An 18,278-nucleotide genomic window follows, 5' to 3' on the forward strand; every position below is an offset into this window, starting at 1 on the left:
TCTTACGACCGATTAGTTCGCTTGGCAGAGACTTTCTTGAATGGTTAAGCGAATTTCAGGATAGAGCATCGAGTAAAGTAGGCGTGCTAGTTGAACGGTTGGTTCTAAATGGCAATTGCCATCAACATCCAAATAGCCCTGCTCTTTGAGCGTGACAAACATGGCGGAGAATACCCCTTTATCAAAAAACTCAGGGGCATTGATGCCATGCAAACGGCCAAGACGTTGTGCAATTTCTTGGCTTTTTTGCTCTAAATCAGATTTGCCCACTTCAGGGTTGGCAACCAGTAGATTGAGAGCAATCGCGTAGCGTTGTAGGGTTTCTGAAATGGTACGACCGAGCAGCATCAACACTTGTGTTTTGGCTTGGTTAATGGCCACGACACCCTCTTCTAGCGTCACTAATTGTTGACGTTGCAGTTCGTTAACGTAAGCGTTGACTACATCTGCGAGTTCATCTTGCGCAAAGCTTAAAAACAGCTCCTGCTTTAAGAAGGGATAAATCAGTGCCACATTGGCGGTTATCTGCTCTAGTGATAGCGTTTGCTGGCGGATCAACATCTGCGCAATCAGTGAGGGAATGGCAAACAGATGAATGATGTTATTGCGATAGTAGGTCATCAAAATCGACTGATTGCGGTCAAGAGAAATAATCTCACCCATGGTATCGGATTCAATTACAAACTTGTCGAGCGACTGTGCATGGTTAACCAGTTCTTCCGCACTGGCTTTAGGCACAGTGCAGGTTGCTGAGTAGCGCACGTTATTTAGTAGCGATAAATAGCAGTCGATTTGCTTAACCAAATTGTCACGAGCCAGTGCGCTTTGGCGTGAAGCAAGTAACGCGGTGGCACACAAAGTTAAGGCATTGGCCGCCGCTGCATCGTTAATGTGCGTCATCATCTTGGTGGCCAGTTGGTTAACAATAGGGTTGATCCACTGCGGTTTGGTGCTGCCCATTGGGTCAATATCTTGCGTCCATTCTGGAACTTGCTCGTTAAGGTATTGATTCAGTGGGATCGGTTCGCCGAAATTGACATAGCCTTGGCCAAAATTACGCAGCTTGCGAATCGTGCGCAGCACTAAACCCGCATTTTCTTTCTCTTTACTTTTGCCGCGTAGCTCTTTGGCGTAAGTGCTTACTTCCATCACGTGTTCATAACCGATATAAACCGGCACGAGGGTCACCGGGCGGTTAAGGCCGCGCAACATGGCTTGGATGGTCATCGCCAGCATGCCTGTTTTCGCTGGCAGTAAACGGCCAGTGCGTGAACGGCCACCTTCGCTGAAATATTCAACTGAATATCCTTTGGCAAATAGCTCGGCCAGATATTCGCGGAAAATGGTCGAATAGAGCTTATTGCCTTTAAAGCTGCGACGAATGAAGAATGCGCCGCCACGGCGGAAAATCGGACCTGCTGGGAAAAAATTCAAGTTGATTCCGGCAGCAATATGCGGTGGCACCATACCTTCGCGATACAGCACATAAGAAAGTAAGAGATAATCCATATGGCTGCGGTGGCAAGGGACATAGACAATCTCGTGTCCATCTTGCGCAAGGCGACGCACGGTGGCGGCATTATTTATATTAAGCCCTTGGTAAATGCGGTTCCATAACCAGCCCAGTATGCGCTCTCCTTTCTTGATTAAGGAGTAAGAGAAATCAGCGGCAATCTCATCCATGATGTCATGCGCTTCTTTGCGCGCTTTTTCGAGGGAGATATTGTTGGCTTTCGCTTGATCTTCAATCGCTTTTTCAATCGCTTGTGATTTAATTAGGCGGTTAAACAGCGCTTGGCGATTGGGCAAATTTGGCCCAGAAGCTGCCAGCTTTTGGCGAGAGAAATGAATACGAGCCACTCGTGCCAATTTATGCGCGATAGATTCGTCGGTGCCGTGTGAATCAGCCATATAGCGCAGTGAAACGACGGGGCTAAAGCGCACCATGCAATCGCGTCCAGCAAAAATTACCGCGAGTGCTTTTTGTGGGCCATTTAAGGCTTGGAGATAGGGTTTCTCTTGCCCCTCTTTACCTGGTTTACGTCCCCAAAGCACCGTCGCTGGGATCATTTGAACGTCCAATTCCGTATCAAACTTATGTAGCTCAAGCAGTTCAGAAAAAAGAGCGATAGAGTCACTAGGAACGTGCTGATCATTGCGCATCAAGGTTGGGCGCGCCGAGATGAAAACATAACGGGCAAAACTTTTGCCGTTTAGCTCAAGTGGTTGCAGCGGATCAGGTAAACCCAGTTCTTTGGCGTGAGTTTGCAAGGTGAGCAAATCAACACTTGAGCGAAAAGGTAAGGCGTAAACAATCGGCTTGTGAATATCAATGCCGTGGTCTTCTATTGGATTAGAAGGGATCGCCGTGCCTTTGACCAACGCAGACAAAGGTAATTTTAGTAGTGAACGAGATAATGAGTGTCCAGAAGACATAAAGGTCGTCGCCTCAAGAATATTTCAATATGCTTAAGCGCATGTCCATTTCCCTGTGAGTTGATACTCAGAGAAATCGATATGCGCCGAAGCGGCTAGCTATTTTTGAGCCGCAAGGATACCAGAAACTGGTCAAACCTTTTAATCATTATTGTTTAGTAAAACAGCATCACTTGCGAGCGCGGTGAGTGAATCGGTGAGGTATTTATCGATCGATTGCGGCATTTTTTGTAAATAGCCAAAAAATAAGCGTCCGCTCTTCCATTTATTCGATTACTGGATATACTCACAGTTAACTGTATAAACAGACAGGTGAGATATGAAGCCGTTAACGCCCCGCCAGCAACAAGTATTTGATCTTATCCGCAGTAAGATCGACGAAACCGGAATGCCACCGACTCGCGCTGAAATCGCACGCGAGCTGGGTTTTCGTTCCGCCAATGCCGCAGAAGAGCATTTAAAAGCACTGGCTCGTAAACAAGCGATTGAAATTATTCCGGGTGCCTCTCGTGGGTTGCGTATCTTACTTGAAGCTGCCAATGAGCCAGAAGATCTTGGCCTGCCTTTAATTGGTCGAGTCGCGGCGGGAGAGCCTATTTTGGCGCAAGAGCATGTCGAAGCGCATTACCAAGTGGATCCCAATATGTTTCGCCCTCAAGCGGATTTCTTACTGCGTGTGCAAGGCGAAAGTATGAAAGATATTGGCATTATGGACGGTGACTTACTCGCGGTGCACAAAACACAAGATGTGCGTAATGGGCAAGTGGTGGTGGCGCGTGTTGAAGATGATGTGACGGTAAAACGTCTAGAACGCAAAGGCTCTACCGTGTTATTGCATGCAGAGAATGAAGCGTTCTCACCGATTGAAGTGGATCTTAAATCTCAGCAGCTCACCATTGAAGGTGTGGCCGTCGGTATTATTCGCAATACCGATTGGATGTGATTTATTATTGAGATCCATTCTCAATAACTTGTTATTCTAACTGATATTCATTATCATCTTCTTTGTTGTTACATCGAGTTGCGACATAAGGAAGATGGTAATGCCTACCGATAAACATTCACTAACCCCACGTCATCATATTCCAACCAATTTAGTTCAACCGTTGTGGTTTCGTAGCCGCGAAAGTTTGGTTGATAACGGGTTAGTGTATGATCCGATCGCTGCAAAAGCCTGCCAGAGCTGTCACTTAGCCCCCGAATGTTTAAGCGGTGATATCGATCAAAAACAATTACTGCATGCCACCTTAACGCAATTGTGCGATCAACAAGTGCGCGCGTTTATTGAGCGCAACCCTGATGGATGGATCATTAATGTCGGTGCAGGGTTAGATACCCGTTTTTATCGGGTAGATAACGGGCGTTGCCATTGGATAGAACTCGATATCACCGAAAACCTGCTGTGGCGGCAGAAATTGTTTCATCGCAGTGAGCGTTATCAACATGTGTGTGGCAGTGTCGATGATCTTCAGTGGTTGGATGCATTGCCTATTGCGGAATCCTCAGCCGTTTTAATCGTTTGTGAGCATGCGTTATTAGATTGTACGGCGCAGCAACTCACCTATTTTATCCGCGCATTGGGTTTGCATTTTTCTAATGCGGCGGCTTGTTTAATGCTGGCTGGAGACAAAACTGCTTCCGCTTTAGGTCAGAAAATGGGCTCAGGCCATTATGGACATGGTTTTGCTAATCCAACCGAAGCGGTACTCAATGTCTTGCCTTGGGCTTCGTCGGCAAAAACGTTTTCACCGCTCGATCAACATTGTGGCCGCTGGAAATTATGGCAACGTTGGTTAAGTAAGGTGATGGTTTACAAGCTGCGCTTAACACCCGTTTTAGTTTATGTCCGTTGGTGAGTAACCGCTAGCCGTCCTCCTATCACTCCGCTACACTTTGCTCTCACCCATGAGAGGTCAACGTGTTGCAATCTATTTTACAAACGTTATCGAACCGTTCCGTACATCGACAAGTGTTGCTACTGGCGATACCTATGGTGCTGTCCAATATTACTGTACCGCTGTTAGGTTTAGTTGATGCGGCGGTGATCGGTCATCTGGAACACGCTTGGTATTTAGGTGGTGTGGCACTCGGCGGTACGGTAGTCAGTGTCACTTTCTGGTTACTCGGCTTTTTAAGAATGTCGACCACAGGCCTTGCGGCGCAAGCATACGGTGAACAATCGCCACAAAAACTGGCGTTAGTCTTGTTGCAAGGGCTCTTGATGGCACTGGCATTTGCGTTGTTGTTTTTGATTCTGCATCGATGGATTGGCGATGCGATTTTTTCAGCCAGCAGTGCCAGTGAGCAAGTAAAGCAATATGGGTTGCAGTATTTTGTGATTCGAGCGTGGAGTGCGCCCGCCGCATTGGCCAACTTTGTACTGCTCGGCTGGCTGTTAGCCACGCAAAATGCCAAAGCGCCAATGTGGATGGTAATCATCACTAACTTAACCAACATCGCGTTGGATATTCTGTTTGTGTTGGGTTTCGGCTGGAAAGTGGAAGGTGCTGCGCTGGCATCGGTTATCGCCGATTATGCGGGCATGAGCTTTGGCTTACTGTGTGTTTGGCGCTATTGGTTGCGGCATCAACTCCCTTCGCCACTGCAGCTAGGTGTTTTAGTGACACAAGGTCTTAGCCGCTTTGTGAAATTGAATCGCGATATTTTCCTGCGTTCACTCTGTTTGCAGGCGGCGTTTAGCTTTATGACCTTTCAAGGGGCGGCTTTTGGCGATCAAACTGTGGCGGCTAACGCTGTCTTAATGAGTTTTTTGATGATGATCTCTTATGGCATGGATGGCTTTGCCTATGCGATGGAGGCCATGGTTGGCAAAGCGATTGGTGCAAAAAGTGAGGCGCAGCTCAAAAGTGCTCTGATCGGCAGTTTTTTCTGGAGTGCGCTAATCTGTTTAGCGTTAACGGTGATGTTTGCGGTGTGGGGATCGGCGTTGATCACGCTGATCACTAACATTAACGCAGTTCAGCAAGCGGCTAACCGTTATCTACCGTGGCTGGTGGCGATGCCGTTAACCGCGATGTGGTGTTTTTTATTGGATGGTATTTTTATCGGCGCGACCAAAGGTAAAGAGATGCGCAACAGCATGTTTGTCGCGATGTGCAGTTTTTTCAGCGTTTTCTATCTGGCTCAGTCTTTGGGTAATCACGCCCTGTGGATGGCGATGATCAGCTTTATGGCGATGCGCGGCATCAGTTTAGGTGTGGTCTTTATCTCACAATGGCGACGCGGTGTTTTTCTCACTTGATCACCGAATCTATCCCTAAGTATTTCACTTACTAGGTTACCAAAAAGAAAGCCGCACTCGTTAGCGGCTTTCATTCTATTAGCAGGCAGAATTAGGTCGATGATTAGAACAATCGATTCAGGCCATTTAACGCCGCCACGCGGTAGGCTTCGGCCATGGTTGGATAATTGAAGGTGGTATTGACGAAATATTCGAGGGTATTGGCTTCGCCTTTTTGCTCCATAATTGCCTGTCCGATATGGATGATTTCAGCCGCGCGTTCTCCAAACACATGAATACCTAAAATTTCTTTTGTCTCTCGGTGAAACAAAATTTTCAAGCTGCCGATATCTTTGCCAGAAATTTGTGCTCGTGCGAGGTGTTTAAACGAAGAGCGGCCAACTTCATACGGAATTTTGGCCGCGGTGAGTTCTTGCTCTGTTTTGCCCACTGAACTGATTTCAGGAATGGTGTAAATCCCAGTTGGAATGTCATCAATTAAGTGCCCTTGCGCTTGACCATGAGCAATCGCTTGAGCGACAAATCGACCTTGATCATAGGCTGCGCTCGCCAGGCTTGGGTAGCCAATTACATCACCGACTGCGTAGATGTGCTCCACCGAGGTTTGATAGTTACGATTGACGGCCAGTTGGCCACGTGAGTCGGCATTCAGGCCCACCGCTTTGAGGTTCAATTTGTCAGTGTTGCCCGTGCGTCCATTGGCGTACAAGATACAGTCGGCTTTCATTTTTTTGCCCGATTGCAAGTGAACGATCACACCATCGTCAGTGCCTTCAATCTTTTCATGGGTTTCATCATTACGAATCACAATGCCGCTGTTCCAAAAATGGTACGAGAGTGCATCAGACGTTTCGTTATCCAGAAACGACAGCAAGCGGTCACGGGTATTGATGAGGTCGGTTTTGACCCCTAATCCGCGGAAAATCGAAGCGTATTCGCAACCAATGACGCCTGCGCCATAAATGATGATGTGGCGAGGATCGTGTTTAAGCGAGAGAATCGAATCGCTGTCATAAACTCGTTCATGAGTAAAATCAACATCATCAGGTTGATAAGGGCGTGAGCCAGTCGCAATCACAAATTTGTCGGCGCTGTATTTTTCGATGCTGCCGTCAGCGTGCGTAACCGCCACGGTGTTTTTGTGGGTAAACTTAGCGTTACCAAAAATCAGCGTACACTGATTGCGATCGTAAAAGCCTTGGCGCAAGCGCGTCTGTTTATCAATCACAGATTTAGCATGGCCTAAAATATCAGAGAAAGTGAGATGAATACTGGTGTTGTTTTTACAAAATAGAGGGTTACTGTTGAATTCGATGATGCGGCTGACCGCATGGCGTAACGCCTTGGAGGGAATGGTGCCCCAATGGGTACAACCTCCGCCAACACTACTCTCTTTTTCGATAATGGCGACATTAAACCCCGCTTTAGTCAAACCCATTGCGGCGCCTTCTCCGCCTGGGCCGCTACCAATTACGATGACATCGAAGTGGTTTTGGTTCGCCATACTCTATTCCTTGTTGTATTTGTTTAACATTGCTGTAGCGAGATTTTAACTGATCCATCAGTGCGGTAAACGATGTTGCCATCAGAGAGTGGAGAGGATCACGCTCGAGAGGTGAAAATGCCACTTTATGCTATTGCTTTGCCCATCTTACTGTGGCGAGTGATTGAAATTAGGTTAGGTGACTGTTTAATTGGTCACTTTGTCCAAAGAGGCGATGTTGTGGCTTAGACAACGTACTCAATCACGTTATAGTATGGCTCAGATAGTAAAAGAGAAGCGACTTAATATGAAATCGATGGGAATTCGCGCATTACAAAAAGAAAAAACACGTCGTTCATTGATTGATGCAGCATTTAGCCAATTAAGTGCCGATCGGAGTTTTTCTAACTTAAGTTTACGAGAAGTGGCCCGCGAGGCGGGGATTGCGCCCACCTCATTCTATCGACATTTTAAAGATATGGATGAGTTGGGTTTAACCATGGTTGATGAAGGCGGTTTACTGCTGCGCCAATTGATGCGCCAAGCACGGCAGCGTATTGTCAAAGAAGGCAGTGTGATTCGCACGTCGGTTGAAACCTTCATGGAATTTATTGAAAGTAGTCCCAATGTGTTTCGCTTATTACTGCGAGAACGCTCAGGTACTTCTTGCGAGTTTCGTGCCGCGGTAGTGCGAGAAATACAGCACTTTTCCGCAGAGCTTACCGAGTATTTGATGACGACAGGCATGGGCCGTGACGAGGCATTAACTCAGGCCGAAGCTTCCGTTATTTTGGTGTTCAGCTCCGGCGCTGAAGCTTTAGATTTAGATCGACGTGAGCGAGATGAGCTTGCTGAACGTTTGATCATGCAGTTGCGAATGCTAGCCAAAGGGGCATTTTGGTATCGCAAAGAACGTGAACGTAATCGGCTCAAAGGGGGGATAGAGTAATGTCGAATGAAAACAACACAACCCATCGTGGTTCGGAAAGAAAAACACTTGTGCTAGCGCTCATCGCAGGTATGTGCGGCGATGCCTTGTTGTCTTGGGTAAGCATTAGCCAAGTTCCGTTCTCCATTTTCCCATTGATTGCATTAGTGCTTTCTGTGCAGGCGTTGTATCAAGAATATTTGCGCCATCCGGTGGCGGAAGATCTTCCATTGGTAGCGCTTGCCTGTTTCTTTGTCGGTGCTTTTGGTCATTCGGCATTTATCAAAGCACAATATCCAGATTCTGGTTCTAACTTTTTCGCCATTCTCGTATTGCTGTTGTTGCTACTCTGGGTTGGAAGAAAATTGGGTTTTCTTGGTCGCCATCGCACCGACTAAGTCATCAATGGCTGGGTAGATATAGCGTGCGATGTGACCTTCATCGAAGCCTATCAAAGACATATCACAGGGATGTGGACGCCGTTTTCTTGTCGTAGCGTCATGCATCCCGCTGCCACGTAATCGTTGTAAGTGGCGATAGCCGTTATCGGTGCGTTTTTAAATACGATGCGAAATTGCTTTGAACGATATTCGGTAAACGTAATTGTTGCCAGTTAGCTGGAATTCTTTGTGCACACTAGGGCTCCAAGAATCATCACCACCCACGCCCATGTGCTGATGGTCTAGGCGCACATAAATGGTTTTTTCTGCCATTAAATCACAGGTGTGTTTTGCTTTTGCCAGCGTCTGTTGAGCATATTGACTGACACTAAATTGGAAATCGCCAGATATCGCCAGTTCGTTCACTTGCAGCCATTGAGTACCACAACGTAATCCACTGTCTGTTGGGAAAATGTACGGAGTGTGCATCTCTTCTAGCGTTTGCGTGTGCAAGCCAAAACGTGCTGCAGATAGGCGGTCTGGGTAGTTCTCAAACGGACCTAAACCTTGCCAAGTAATTGGTGTACCCTGCTCATGCAATGGCAATTGCAGCTCCAAGCCGATACGTGGCATGGGTGGTAGATCATCGGCAAGTGTCACATCAACGGTCAGCTGCATTTCGCCACTGTTTTTCAGCGTATGCGTCCAAGTGGTGATGGCTTGCACGGCACCGTTGAATTGGTAAGCGAAAGTTGATGTTACTTGTACGGCATGCGCCAACATGTCGCTATGGCAACTGACACATTCGCGTTTCCATTGGCCAATACCAGCCATATCCCAACGACATACCCAAGCGTTTGGATCTACGTTATCCACTTCACTCACACCAATATCGTTATCCAGTGGCGCACGGAAGAAGTTATCTTGCGGTGCCGCCAGCATTTGCGCTTTGCCATCGACTTGCCAATCAATCATCAAGCCTGTTTGACTATCCCAGCACCATTGATGTTTCTCATCTAGGCTGGTGACTACGATCATGCCTTTTTGCTGGCTTATCGCTGGGGCTGGTTGCGTTTCCAATTTAGGCATGGCGAGACCTGAGGTATTGCGTAGCGCAAATTGCTCAGAAGCGCTTACATGTCCCGCGGGTGCCCAAAGTGTTTCAGCCACTAAGGTGATGTCAGTATTCAAGTGGTATCGCGCTTCTGCTTTAGGTGTAAATTCAAAAGCAATCTCTACGGTTGCTTGGCTATCGGCTTTGATGTTTAGCACCACTGAGCCAGATTGAACCAATTTGCCATCTTCCAAAAGTGACCAGTTCAATTGCTCGTTGTCCGTTGCACGAAATAGGTTTTCGTTAGTTACTAATAGATGACAGAATCCTTTCACTTGTTCTTGCAGCGACACGCGAATCATACGCTGGCAGTATTTGGCTTCTTCCAATGTTGGATGCACAGTGCGATCTGGGAAGATCAACCCGTTAATGCAGAACTGGCGGTCATTGATTTTATCGCCAAAATCGCCACCGTAAGCCCAGAAGTGTTGGCCGTTCTCATCCCATTGGCTCAAGCCTTGGTCTACCCAATCCCAGATAAAGCCGCCTTGAAGGCGAGGAAACTCGCGGAATGCATCCCAATATTCATTAAAACTCCCCAAACTGTTACCCATTGCGTGGGCGTATTCACATAAGATCAGTGGGCGAGTTTCGTTGGGTAGAGAAATCCATTTTTTGATTGGCCATTTTGGTACTGCTTCATCTGCAATCGTTGTATTCACTCGGGCGTACATAGGCGCAATAATGTCGGTTGCAGCGGTATTGGCACCGCCACCTTCATATTGAACAGGGCGCGACGGATCGTAGTTTTTCGACCAAGCGTACATCGCATTGTGGTTGCTGCCGTGGCCAGACTCGTTACCCAAAGACCAGATGATGATAGAAGGATGGTTTTTATCGCGCATCACCATTTGGGTGTAGCGGCTCATGTATGCGTGCGCCCATTGTGGATTGCTCGAAAGGCGATTCATCGGCTGCATGCCATGGGTTTCGATGTTCGCTTCATCGCACACGTACAAGCCGTATTGGTCACACAGTTCGTACCAACGAGGGTGATTTGGGTAGTGCGCTGTACGTACCGCGTTGAAATTGTATTGCTTCATCAAACAGATGTCGCGGATCATGTCTTCTTCTGTCATCACATGCCCAAGCTCTGGATGATGCTCATGACGATTAACGCCACGGATCAGCAAAGGCTTGCCGTTGAGTTTCAACTGACCATCAGTGATTTCCACTTTGCGAAAGCCCACATGATAGGCTTCACTCTCTAGATGCATGCCGTTTTCATCTAATAGGGAAATGACTAGGCGGTATAGATTGGGGGTTTCTGCGCTCCATTTGTTTGGCTCACGCACATGCAATGTTTGAAATACCACGTCATCGTATGTGCCTCGCTCGTCAATACGGCGGTTGTGCGGGCGATCAATTCGCGGCTCAGTCACCGCGCATTCACCATCAAAGAGCTGCACTTGCACTTGGTAACAATCTGGCGCTGAAATGTGCGTCACGATTGATAGTGAACCATCGCGATAACACGCATCCAAATCTGGCGTGACGAATACATCTTCAATGCAGTGTTGCGGTTTAGAAAGCAAAGTTACGTCGCGGAAAATACCACTTAGCCACCACATGTCTTGGTCTTCTAGGTAGCTGCCATCACACCAACGCATCACCATCACGGCAAGTGTATTCTCGCCAGCCACTAGGTAGGGCGATAAGTCGAATTCGGAAGGCAAGCGGCTATCTTGGCTGTATCCCACCCAAGTGCCGTTGCACCATAGGTGGAATGCTGAGTTCACACCATCGAAGATGATGCGCTGGGTATTGGCAAGATCGGCTTCTGAGCGGGAAATCGTAGTGCGGTAACAACCTGTCGGGTTTTCGGCGGGCACGAATGGAGGGTTTACTTCAAAAGGGTATTTTACGTTGGTGTAAATTGGTTTGTCGTAGCCTTGTAGCTGCCAGTTGGAAGGAACCGTTATTTCATCCCAGTTCGTATCATTGAATTTGGTTTGAATAAACTCGCCTTCGACTTGTTCGGGCGAGTCGAACACTTTGAATTTCCATTGGCCATTCAGCGATTGACGTTGGGCGTAAACGCCGTCACGGGCATGGTCAATATCTCGGTAACTGGAAAGTGGGCTGTGTGCTTTTAAGCAGTGAATATTCACTGATTGTGGGGTTTCCCAGTCACGTCGTTGGAGAATATCTGAAAATGCCTTCATGGTTTTCCTACTTGATTTTTTGTTTCTAACCGTGTTGCGCTACGGTAGTGAATACCGTAATGGATGACTTTTTTGCTCTAGTAATCGACGCTAACGCGGCCAAAAACAGTGCCATACATAAAGTAGCTAATCGTTTTATTTTTTGAGTCCTAGCTTGCTACTCAGTGTAAATAAAATGTGGAAACGTTTCCATTGTGGAGTTTACATTTTCATAGTAATAACGGATTTATTCTTCTTTCGTGTGATCATCCTCTCTTGAATGTGTTTTTAAGCAGTTTTAACGGCGAGTGATGAACTTTCCTTGATGAGATTGGCTTTGGATCTGATGTTTATATCAAAATCAATCTGTAAACGTTCCCATGCATTTAGTTTGGCTCACCGATTATTTTGTTCTATTCATTGTGATGCGATGTGATTTCCTGCTTCAAAGTCAGACAAAATGACAGATAACCATTGATTGAATTAACCGGTGCGCAGGTTCTACTGATTGTAGAATTGGGTGAGTATGCAGAGATTCTGCATTGGGGGCAGAAGGTAAGCGGTGATCTCAACGGTTATCGTATGGGCTCTGCATCGCCCGCTCTGATTAAACCGTTAGTCAGAGCGAGCAGCATGATAGGTAATGTTGTCAGTACGAATGCGTGAAAGCCGATTAAATCGAAATTTAAATACCGATTAAAAGTCTTATTTAATTTTCTCCAGCATCACACCTGCTTCCATGTGGTGGGTGTAAGGAAATTGGTCGAATAGAGCGAAACGAGTCACTTTGTGTGTTTCACATAGAGTGTCTAAATTCTCTTTTAAGGTTTCTGGGTTGCAGGAGATATACACAATCCGCTCGTAGCCTTGCACCATTTTACAGGTATCGATATCCATACCCGAGCGCGGTGGGTCAACAAAAATGGTGTTGCAACGATAGCTTTTGAGATCAACTCCCGCTTGTTGTAAACGACGAAACTCACGTTGACCTTCCATCGCTTGAGTAAACTCTTCGGCAGACATGCGGATGATTTGCACATTGTCTATTTTATTCGCCGCAATGTTGTATTGCGCGGAATCAACAGAAGGTTTGGCTAATTCGGTTGCGAGCACTCGCTCGAAATTTTTCGCCAATGCCAGTGAAAAGTTACCATTCCCACAGTAGAGCTCCAATAAATCGCCTTGGCTCTCTTGCGTGCAGTCAACGGCCCATTCCAACATTTTTTGCGCAACAGTACCGTTTGGTTGAGTAAAACTGTTTTCCACTTGTTGATAAATGTAACTTTGACCATGTACGTTCAGTTTCTCAATCACAAAATCTCGATCGAGCACGACTTTCATTTTACGTGCACGGCCAATCAAATTGAGGTTGAATCCCTCATCATTGAGACGCTGTTTTAATGCTTTTGCTTGGGTTATCCATTCTTCATCGAGTTGGCGATGATAAAGCAGAGAAACCAGTACTTCACCACTAAGAGTGGAGAGAAAATCCACTTGGAAAAGTTTACGACGCAGTGGGTCGCTGCCTTTAAGTGCATCGACCAAAAGTGGCATCAAATCATTAATTAAACGACTGGCCGCAGGAAACTGGTCAACGCGGTATTTTTCACGCGTTTCTTGGTTGAACATGATGTAATAAAGCTCATCACCTTCGTGCCAAACTCGAAATTCTGCACGCATACGGTAATGCTGCTCTGGTGATTCAAACACTTCCAACTGAGGCATGTTGTATTGTGCGAACATTTGGGTCAGACGCTCGGTCTTTTCCGCCAACTGTTGCTGGTAGTGTTGTGGGTTTACATCAAGAGTCGCCATGGTATTACCTTTGCTTGGGTATGGTGCATTCAAATAATAAAGAGCGCAGATTTTATTCAATCCCTCGCGCTTGTCCAGTTTTGTCCTGAATTAGTCATTAATTGCGAGCTAACAAAAATAGCTGACACCAATCAGTACTAGACAAATTATCAATAGAGCCATAGTATCGCCCTCAGCTGGTGCTATCTAGCGGTATAGATGGCCGAAAAGGGAATCTGGTGTGAATCCAGAACTGACGCGCAGCGGTAAGAGAGAACGAACACCTAATATGACACTGCAGGAAAATGCTGTGGGAAGTCGGGTTAGTAGGTCAAGAGCTCTCGAGTCCGAATACCTGCCAGCAGCCAAATCTATGCCACCGTTTGGTTGATTTGGTAGGACTTACGCGAATTAGGATCACAATATGAATAAATCCCTTTTAGCGGCGGCTGTAGCATCGCTGCTTCCGTATGCCTCATTTTCTTCTTATGCTCAAAACACTGAAGAGTCGCTCGTGGTGACGGCTAACCGTTTCGAGCAAATCGAATCCTCAGTTCTTTCTTCAGTAACCGTTGTGTCACGTGAAGAGATCGAACAGTATCAAGCCAACTCATTAACCGAAGTATTACGCCGAGTCCCCGGCGTGGAAATCGCCCAAAATGGTGGGCGAGGACACAATGCGTCTATTTTTATGCGCGGAACGAACAGTGATCATGTGTTGGTATTGGTGGATGGTATTCGTATCAATTCATCTGCAGGTGGTGTGGCGATTAATCGTTTTCCGATTGGTTTAGTGGAACGCCTAGAGGTTATTCGTGGTCCGAGTGCGTCAGTTTATGGTTCTGATGCGATTGGCGGTGTGATCAATATTATCACTCGCTCTCACCGAGGCGATGATGCTAAACAATTAGCGCTGGGCATTGGCAGCCTTGCGTCTAAAAAAGCCGATATAGTGGCTAAAGCGGATGTGAACGAACAAGGGCATATCCAAGTAGCGGCAGGTTTTGAACAAACCGATGGCTATGATATTAAAAAGACGGGAAACGGTCCCCAATATGGTTTTGATAGCCAAAACCTGATAGCTGGTTATGAGCATCAATTAAGTAAGCATTGGCTTGGCTATGTTTCTGCAAGCTGGTTTGACAGTGATGCTCAATATGACTCTTATGGTTCGGTTAAACAGGGTTACTCACAAAATGAAAGCGTTACTGGCCAACTGAATTATCACAATGAACAGTTAAAAAGCTTGGTCAGTTTGAACTACCAGCAAACTGAGAACTTAGATTATTCACTGGCGGAAGGTCGGGCAAATGCCAGCACTAAGGCCAATATCAGTCTTACGCAGCTGCAGTGGGCCAATCTCTACCAACTGACATCAACATCGGAAATCGGTGCAGGTATTGATGCTCGCCGTGAACGCCTTGCCGATGACGCGAAAAATCGTGGCAGTGCTCATAAATTAGCGGGTGAAAGCCGAGATACCAAAGGTGCGTTCGCTTCTGGTCGGTTATATGTCAATCGCTGGGTGTTGGAATCCAATATTCGCTATGACGAATACGATCAGTATGACAATTATACAACTTGGTCTGTGGCGGCTGGGTATCAACTTAACGAAGCTCATTTTGTGCGCGCTACTTACGGTACTGCTTTTAAGGCACCAACGTATTCAGATTTAAGCACTACTCCAGACTTGCAACCGGAAGAGTCAAAAAATGTAGAGCTCGGTATCTCGGGTGTCTATTCGTTTGCAAGATGGAATCTGTCGGCTTATGACAACAAAGTGGATAACCTCATCATTTGGTATAAACCAGCCTCTTCTTCAGGTGACTGGTATTCAGACAACACTGATGCTCGGATTAAAGGCTTAGAGTTTGATGTGAACTTTGATACTGGGCCTGTTAACCATACGGTTGTGGCTGAGTTTAAAGATCACAAAGATGATAACGATGTCCAACTGGCACGTCGTGCAAAGCAAAATTATAAATGGATCAGCTCAATGAATCTCGGTAAGTTTGAGTTTAACGCTACCTATACTTACACAGGCAAACGGCTTGATCTTCCAACAGCATCGCCCATGAGTGACGACTACATTTCCGCAACCAACTTATGGGATATGTCGGTTGGCTACTGGATGAATGATGATCTGATTGTTCGCAGTCGAATCGATAACGTATTTAACGAGCAGTATGAAACGGCGATTGGTTACAAAGCGCCAGAGCGAGCTTATTACCTCAACGTTGCTTATCAATTCTAATTTTTGAAACCGCCAGTGGGCGGTTTTTACTTTGCGAGTGTGATGATGAAAAAGAACGTTATTGTCAGTTGGTCTAGTGGAAAAGATTCAACCCTCACTTTAGAGCGATTACTGGAAGATAGCCGTTATTGTGTGGTGGGCATTTTTACCACTTATGTTGAAGATGAAGTGCCCTTTCAAGCCACCCCTTTGTATGTAATTGAGCTACAAGCACGACTTTTAAAATTACCCGTTGTCAAAATAGAGCTGCCTGCCGTATTTCCAAGTAACGAGCTTTATCAATCGACCATCATCAGCGCATTAAAACAAAGTGGATTAGAGATAGACGCCGTTGCTTTTGGCGATATGTTCTGTAACGGTATTGCGCAGTATCGCAAAAGCTATATTGAACCGGCTGGCTGGGAGTGTGTGTTGCCCTTGTTAGGCGAAGATAGTAGCGCTCTTGCGCGAGAGATCATAAATCGCGGCATCCAAACCATGGTGATGACGACAGATGGTCACAGCCTCACGCCAGACTATTGTGGACAACCTTATGGACGAGCGTTTATTGATTCTTTACCAGCAAAGGTTGACCCGTGTGGCGAAAATGGCGAGTTTCATACACTGGTCACCGACGCGCCCTGTTTTTTGGGTGGAACACTGGAGTTAGAGTTGACGCATCTCCAACTGGGGGAACGTTTTTGTCACCAAAGATACCGAGCAAGAGCATTGCCAATTGATAAAGAGCGAGTATGATCGGAACGTTTTCATTATAAGGTGCTCAGAGTGTCGCAACCGTCTCAGCTTAATGTGCTTATCTTTGACTCTGGTGTTGGTGGGTTATCGGTTTATCAAGAGGTCCAAGCCAAACTACCACAATTAAACTACATCTACCTGTTTGACAATGAAGCTTATCCTTATGGAGAGCTCAATCAAGAGGTGTTAATTAAGCGTGTGGTTAGGTTGGTAAGCGATGTCGTTGTGAAAGAGCGCATTGATTTGGTCGTTATTGCTTGTAATACCGCAAGCACCATCGTCTTACCCAAGCTGCGTTCTTGTCTTGCTGTACCAGTTGTGGGGGTTGTCCCTGCGATTAAACCGGCCTCGTCACTGGCAAATAAAGCCGTGGGACTCATTGCTACCCCAGCGACTATCACTCGTCAATACACTCACGATTTGATTCGAGATTTCTCATCTGACAAGAATGTTGAATTGCTAGGGTCAACACGCTTAGTAGATATGGCAGAAGAAAAATTGAGGGGCAAAGCTGTCGATCTTGCAGAATTAAAAGAGATTCTTAGCCCTTTGGTGAACCGTATTGATGTGGCGGTCCTTGGCTGTACACACTTCCCATTAATGAAAGAAGAGATCCAAGCCGTATTAGGGAAGAATGTCGTGCTAGTTGATTCCGGAGAAGCTATTGCTCGCCGCGTGCAAGAGCTATTGGGCGTGAAAAGCGAGCCACAATGCAAAATCAAACAACACAGGGTATTATCAAGCGCACCTCCTTGGGAAGAAAGCGCGCTCAATAGCCGATTAGCTCACTTAGGTTTTACTCCTGTTCAAACATATCGTCATCAGGATGTTTAGGATCATTCGCCACACGTACTTTCAATGTACGCTGCATATAGTCTTTCTCATTCAAAGCTGAAATAGCGCCATCTACATTTGCAGAAGCCATCACAACAAAGCCAAATCCACGCCTTTTGCCCGTTCGCTTATCTTTCATCAAACGTACGGCAAAGACTTCTCCATATTTGGCAAAAAGTTCACGAACATGAGCTTCATTCGCTTTGTATGGCAAGTTACCGACATACAGTGTTTTCGTTGAGAGTTTTGACTCCTCATCATCGGTTAGCGTTTTGCTGCCAAAAAATTTAAAAACAAGAGCGGAAGAGACAACACCAAGAACAAAAGTAATTGCGGGAGAAAGCGCGACCAGAGAAAAAAGGATTGCGCCTATTATTGCAAGAGATGCAACCAGTAAAATCGATTTATTAGAGTTCATATTGGAATACTACATATCAAGTAAAAGAAGAAGGATGTCTAGGATTAACAAAATAGACACATCAATCTTACGTTTATGCTTGGTGTTTTTCCAACCAATTGCTGTGATAACCTTCAAATGTTGAAGTTTTATTCAATAAAACGCGACATTGGTGGCTTTTTAAGCGAATGAAAGATGATTTTAAAAAAGAACTTGTCACATTGTAAAACCCCCCTATAATGCCGCCTCACTGACACGGAGTGAGGCAACCCTCACAAACGAGTTACTAGTTGAAAGAGAAAGATAGTTAAAAATAACTCTTGACTCTTAAAACCTAAAGCGTATTATTCGCACCCCTAGCGACACGGACTTAACGGTCTTGTTCGACAGGAACGCTCTTTAACAATATAAACCTATCAATCTGTGTGGGCACTCGTTGATGATAATCAAAAAAGATTTATCAATGAACTGAGTGACCAATCAGAATCAAGTTTACTTGATTTTGGCACAGTCAATT

General features: G+C 46.0%; 14 protein-coding genes and 1 riboswitch. Of the genes, 9 read left to right on the top strand and 5 right to left on the bottom strand.

Translation table 11 applies throughout. The features are described 5' to 3' along the window. Positions 1 to 12 precede the first annotated feature (12 nt). A complete protein-coding gene (gene plsB, locus AACQ75_RS07455) occupies positions 13 to 2,436 on the bottom strand; it encodes a glycerol-3-phosphate 1-O-acyltransferase PlsB (RefSeq protein ID WP_013855485.1) in 2,424 nt (807 codons plus the stop codon). Positions 2,437 to 2,755: 319 nt separating this feature from the next. Here plsB and lexA point away from each other — a divergent pair, with 319 nt between their 5' ends. The 3 genes from lexA to dinF all read left to right on the top strand — a co-directional run bounded on the left by lexA (position 2,756) and on the right by dinF (position 5,698). Next, complete coding sequence (lexA, locus tag AACQ75_RS07460; protein ID WP_026028591.1) at positions 2,756 to 3,379, top strand: transcriptional repressor LexA; 624 nt, start codon at positions 2,756 to 2,758, stop codon at positions 3,377 to 3,379. A 94-nt stretch (positions 3,380 to 3,473) separates the two neighbouring features. Further along, the gene (locus AACQ75_RS07465) at positions 3,474 to 4,292 is read left to right on the top strand and encodes a class I SAM-dependent methyltransferase (RefSeq protein WP_017048580.1); all 819 of its coding nucleotides are present in this window, start codon (positions 3,474 to 3,476) and stop codon (positions 4,290 to 4,292) included. 62 nt (positions 4,293 to 4,354) lie between these two features. Beyond that, positions 4,355 to 5,698: an MATE family efflux transporter DinF gene (gene dinF, locus AACQ75_RS07470; RefSeq protein ID WP_170889769.1), complete on the top strand. Its 1,344-nt coding sequence runs from the start codon at positions 4,355 to 4,357 to the stop codon at positions 5,696 to 5,698. A 103-nt stretch (positions 5,699 to 5,801) separates the two neighbouring features. Here the strand turns inward: dinF and sthA are convergent, their stop codons facing one another. Beyond that, positions 5,802 to 7,202: a Si-specific NAD(P)(+) transhydrogenase gene (gene sthA, locus AACQ75_RS07475; RefSeq protein WP_017048582.1), complete on the bottom strand. Its 1,401-nt coding sequence runs from the start codon at positions 7,200 to 7,202 to the stop codon at positions 5,802 to 5,804. A 286-nt stretch (positions 7,203 to 7,488) separates the two neighbouring features. Between sthA and fabR the strand changes: the two genes are divergently transcribed. Next, positions 7,489 to 8,130: an HTH-type transcriptional repressor FabR gene (fabR, locus tag AACQ75_RS07480; RefSeq protein ID WP_017048583.1), complete on the top strand. Its 642-nt coding sequence runs from the start codon at positions 7,489 to 7,491 to the stop codon at positions 8,128 to 8,130. Beyond that, positions 8,130 to 8,507, top strand: a complete 378-nt coding sequence (locus tag AACQ75_RS07485; protein WP_170889771.1) for a YijD family membrane protein — start codon at positions 8,130 to 8,132, stop codon at positions 8,505 to 8,507. Before fabR ends, AACQ75_RS07485 begins: the two co-directional genes overlap by 1 nt. A gap of 159 nt (positions 8,508 to 8,666) precedes the next feature. On the opposite strand, the gene AACQ75_RS07495 is transcribed toward AACQ75_RS07485, so the two are convergent. Next, complete coding sequence (locus AACQ75_RS07495) at positions 8,667 to 11,768, bottom strand: beta-galactosidase (protein WP_170889773.1); 3,102 nt, start codon at positions 11,766 to 11,768, stop codon at positions 8,667 to 8,669. Positions 11,769 to 12,221: 453 nt separating this feature from the next. On the opposite strand from AACQ75_RS07495, the gene AACQ75_RS07500 reads away from it, so the two are divergent. Continuing rightward, the gene (locus AACQ75_RS07500; protein WP_088731382.1) at positions 12,222 to 12,413 is read left to right on the top strand and encodes a hypothetical protein; all 192 of its coding nucleotides are present in this window, start codon (positions 12,222 to 12,224) and stop codon (positions 12,411 to 12,413) included. Positions 12,414 to 12,452: 39 nt separating this feature from the next. On the opposite strand, the gene trmA is transcribed toward AACQ75_RS07500, so the two are convergent. After that, a complete protein-coding gene (gene trmA / locus AACQ75_RS07505) occupies positions 12,453 to 13,562 on the bottom strand; it encodes a tRNA (uridine(54)-C5)-methyltransferase TrmA (RefSeq protein WP_170889775.1) in 1,110 nt (369 codons plus the stop codon). Between the two features lie 160 nt (positions 13,563 to 13,722). Next, a riboswitch (cobalamin riboswitch) is annotated at positions 13,723 to 13,918 on the top strand. Between the two features lie 47 nt (positions 13,919 to 13,965). Here trmA and AACQ75_RS07510 point away from each other — a divergent pair. Genes AACQ75_RS07510 through murI form a run of 3 tightly spaced genes read left to right on the top strand, consistent with a single transcriptional unit; the run spans position 13,966 to position 17,364 of the window. Beyond that, on the top strand, positions 13,966 to 15,795 hold the full coding sequence (locus AACQ75_RS07510) for a TonB-dependent receptor domain-containing protein (RefSeq protein WP_115339436.1): 1,830 nt from the start codon (positions 13,966 to 13,968) through the stop codon (positions 15,793 to 15,795). 45 nt (positions 15,796 to 15,840) lie between these two features. Further along, positions 15,841 to 16,530, top strand: coding sequence for an ATPase (locus tag AACQ75_RS07515; RefSeq protein WP_049785465.1), 690 nt, complete (start codon positions 15,841 to 15,843; stop codon positions 16,528 to 16,530). A 30-nt stretch (positions 16,531 to 16,560) separates the two neighbouring features. Further along, on the top strand, positions 16,561 to 17,364 hold the full coding sequence (murI, locus tag AACQ75_RS07520; RefSeq protein ID WP_170889777.1) for a glutamate racemase: 804 nt from the start codon (positions 16,561 to 16,563) through the stop codon (positions 17,362 to 17,364). Here murI and AACQ75_RS07525 read toward each other — a convergent pair. Further along, positions 17,327 to 17,782: an RNA recognition motif domain-containing protein gene (locus AACQ75_RS07525; protein WP_017044858.1), complete on the bottom strand. Its 456-nt coding sequence runs from the start codon at positions 17,780 to 17,782 to the stop codon at positions 17,327 to 17,329. The two genes, murI and AACQ75_RS07525, sit on opposite strands and share 38 nt — an antisense overlap. Between the last annotated feature and the right edge of the window lie 496 nt (positions 17,783 to 18,278).

It is taken from the genome of Vibrio sp. B1-2, from assembly GCF_963888445.1.
GTDB classification, from domain to species: Bacteria; Pseudomonadota; Gammaproteobacteria; order Enterobacterales; family Vibrionaceae; genus Vibrio; species Vibrio anguillarum.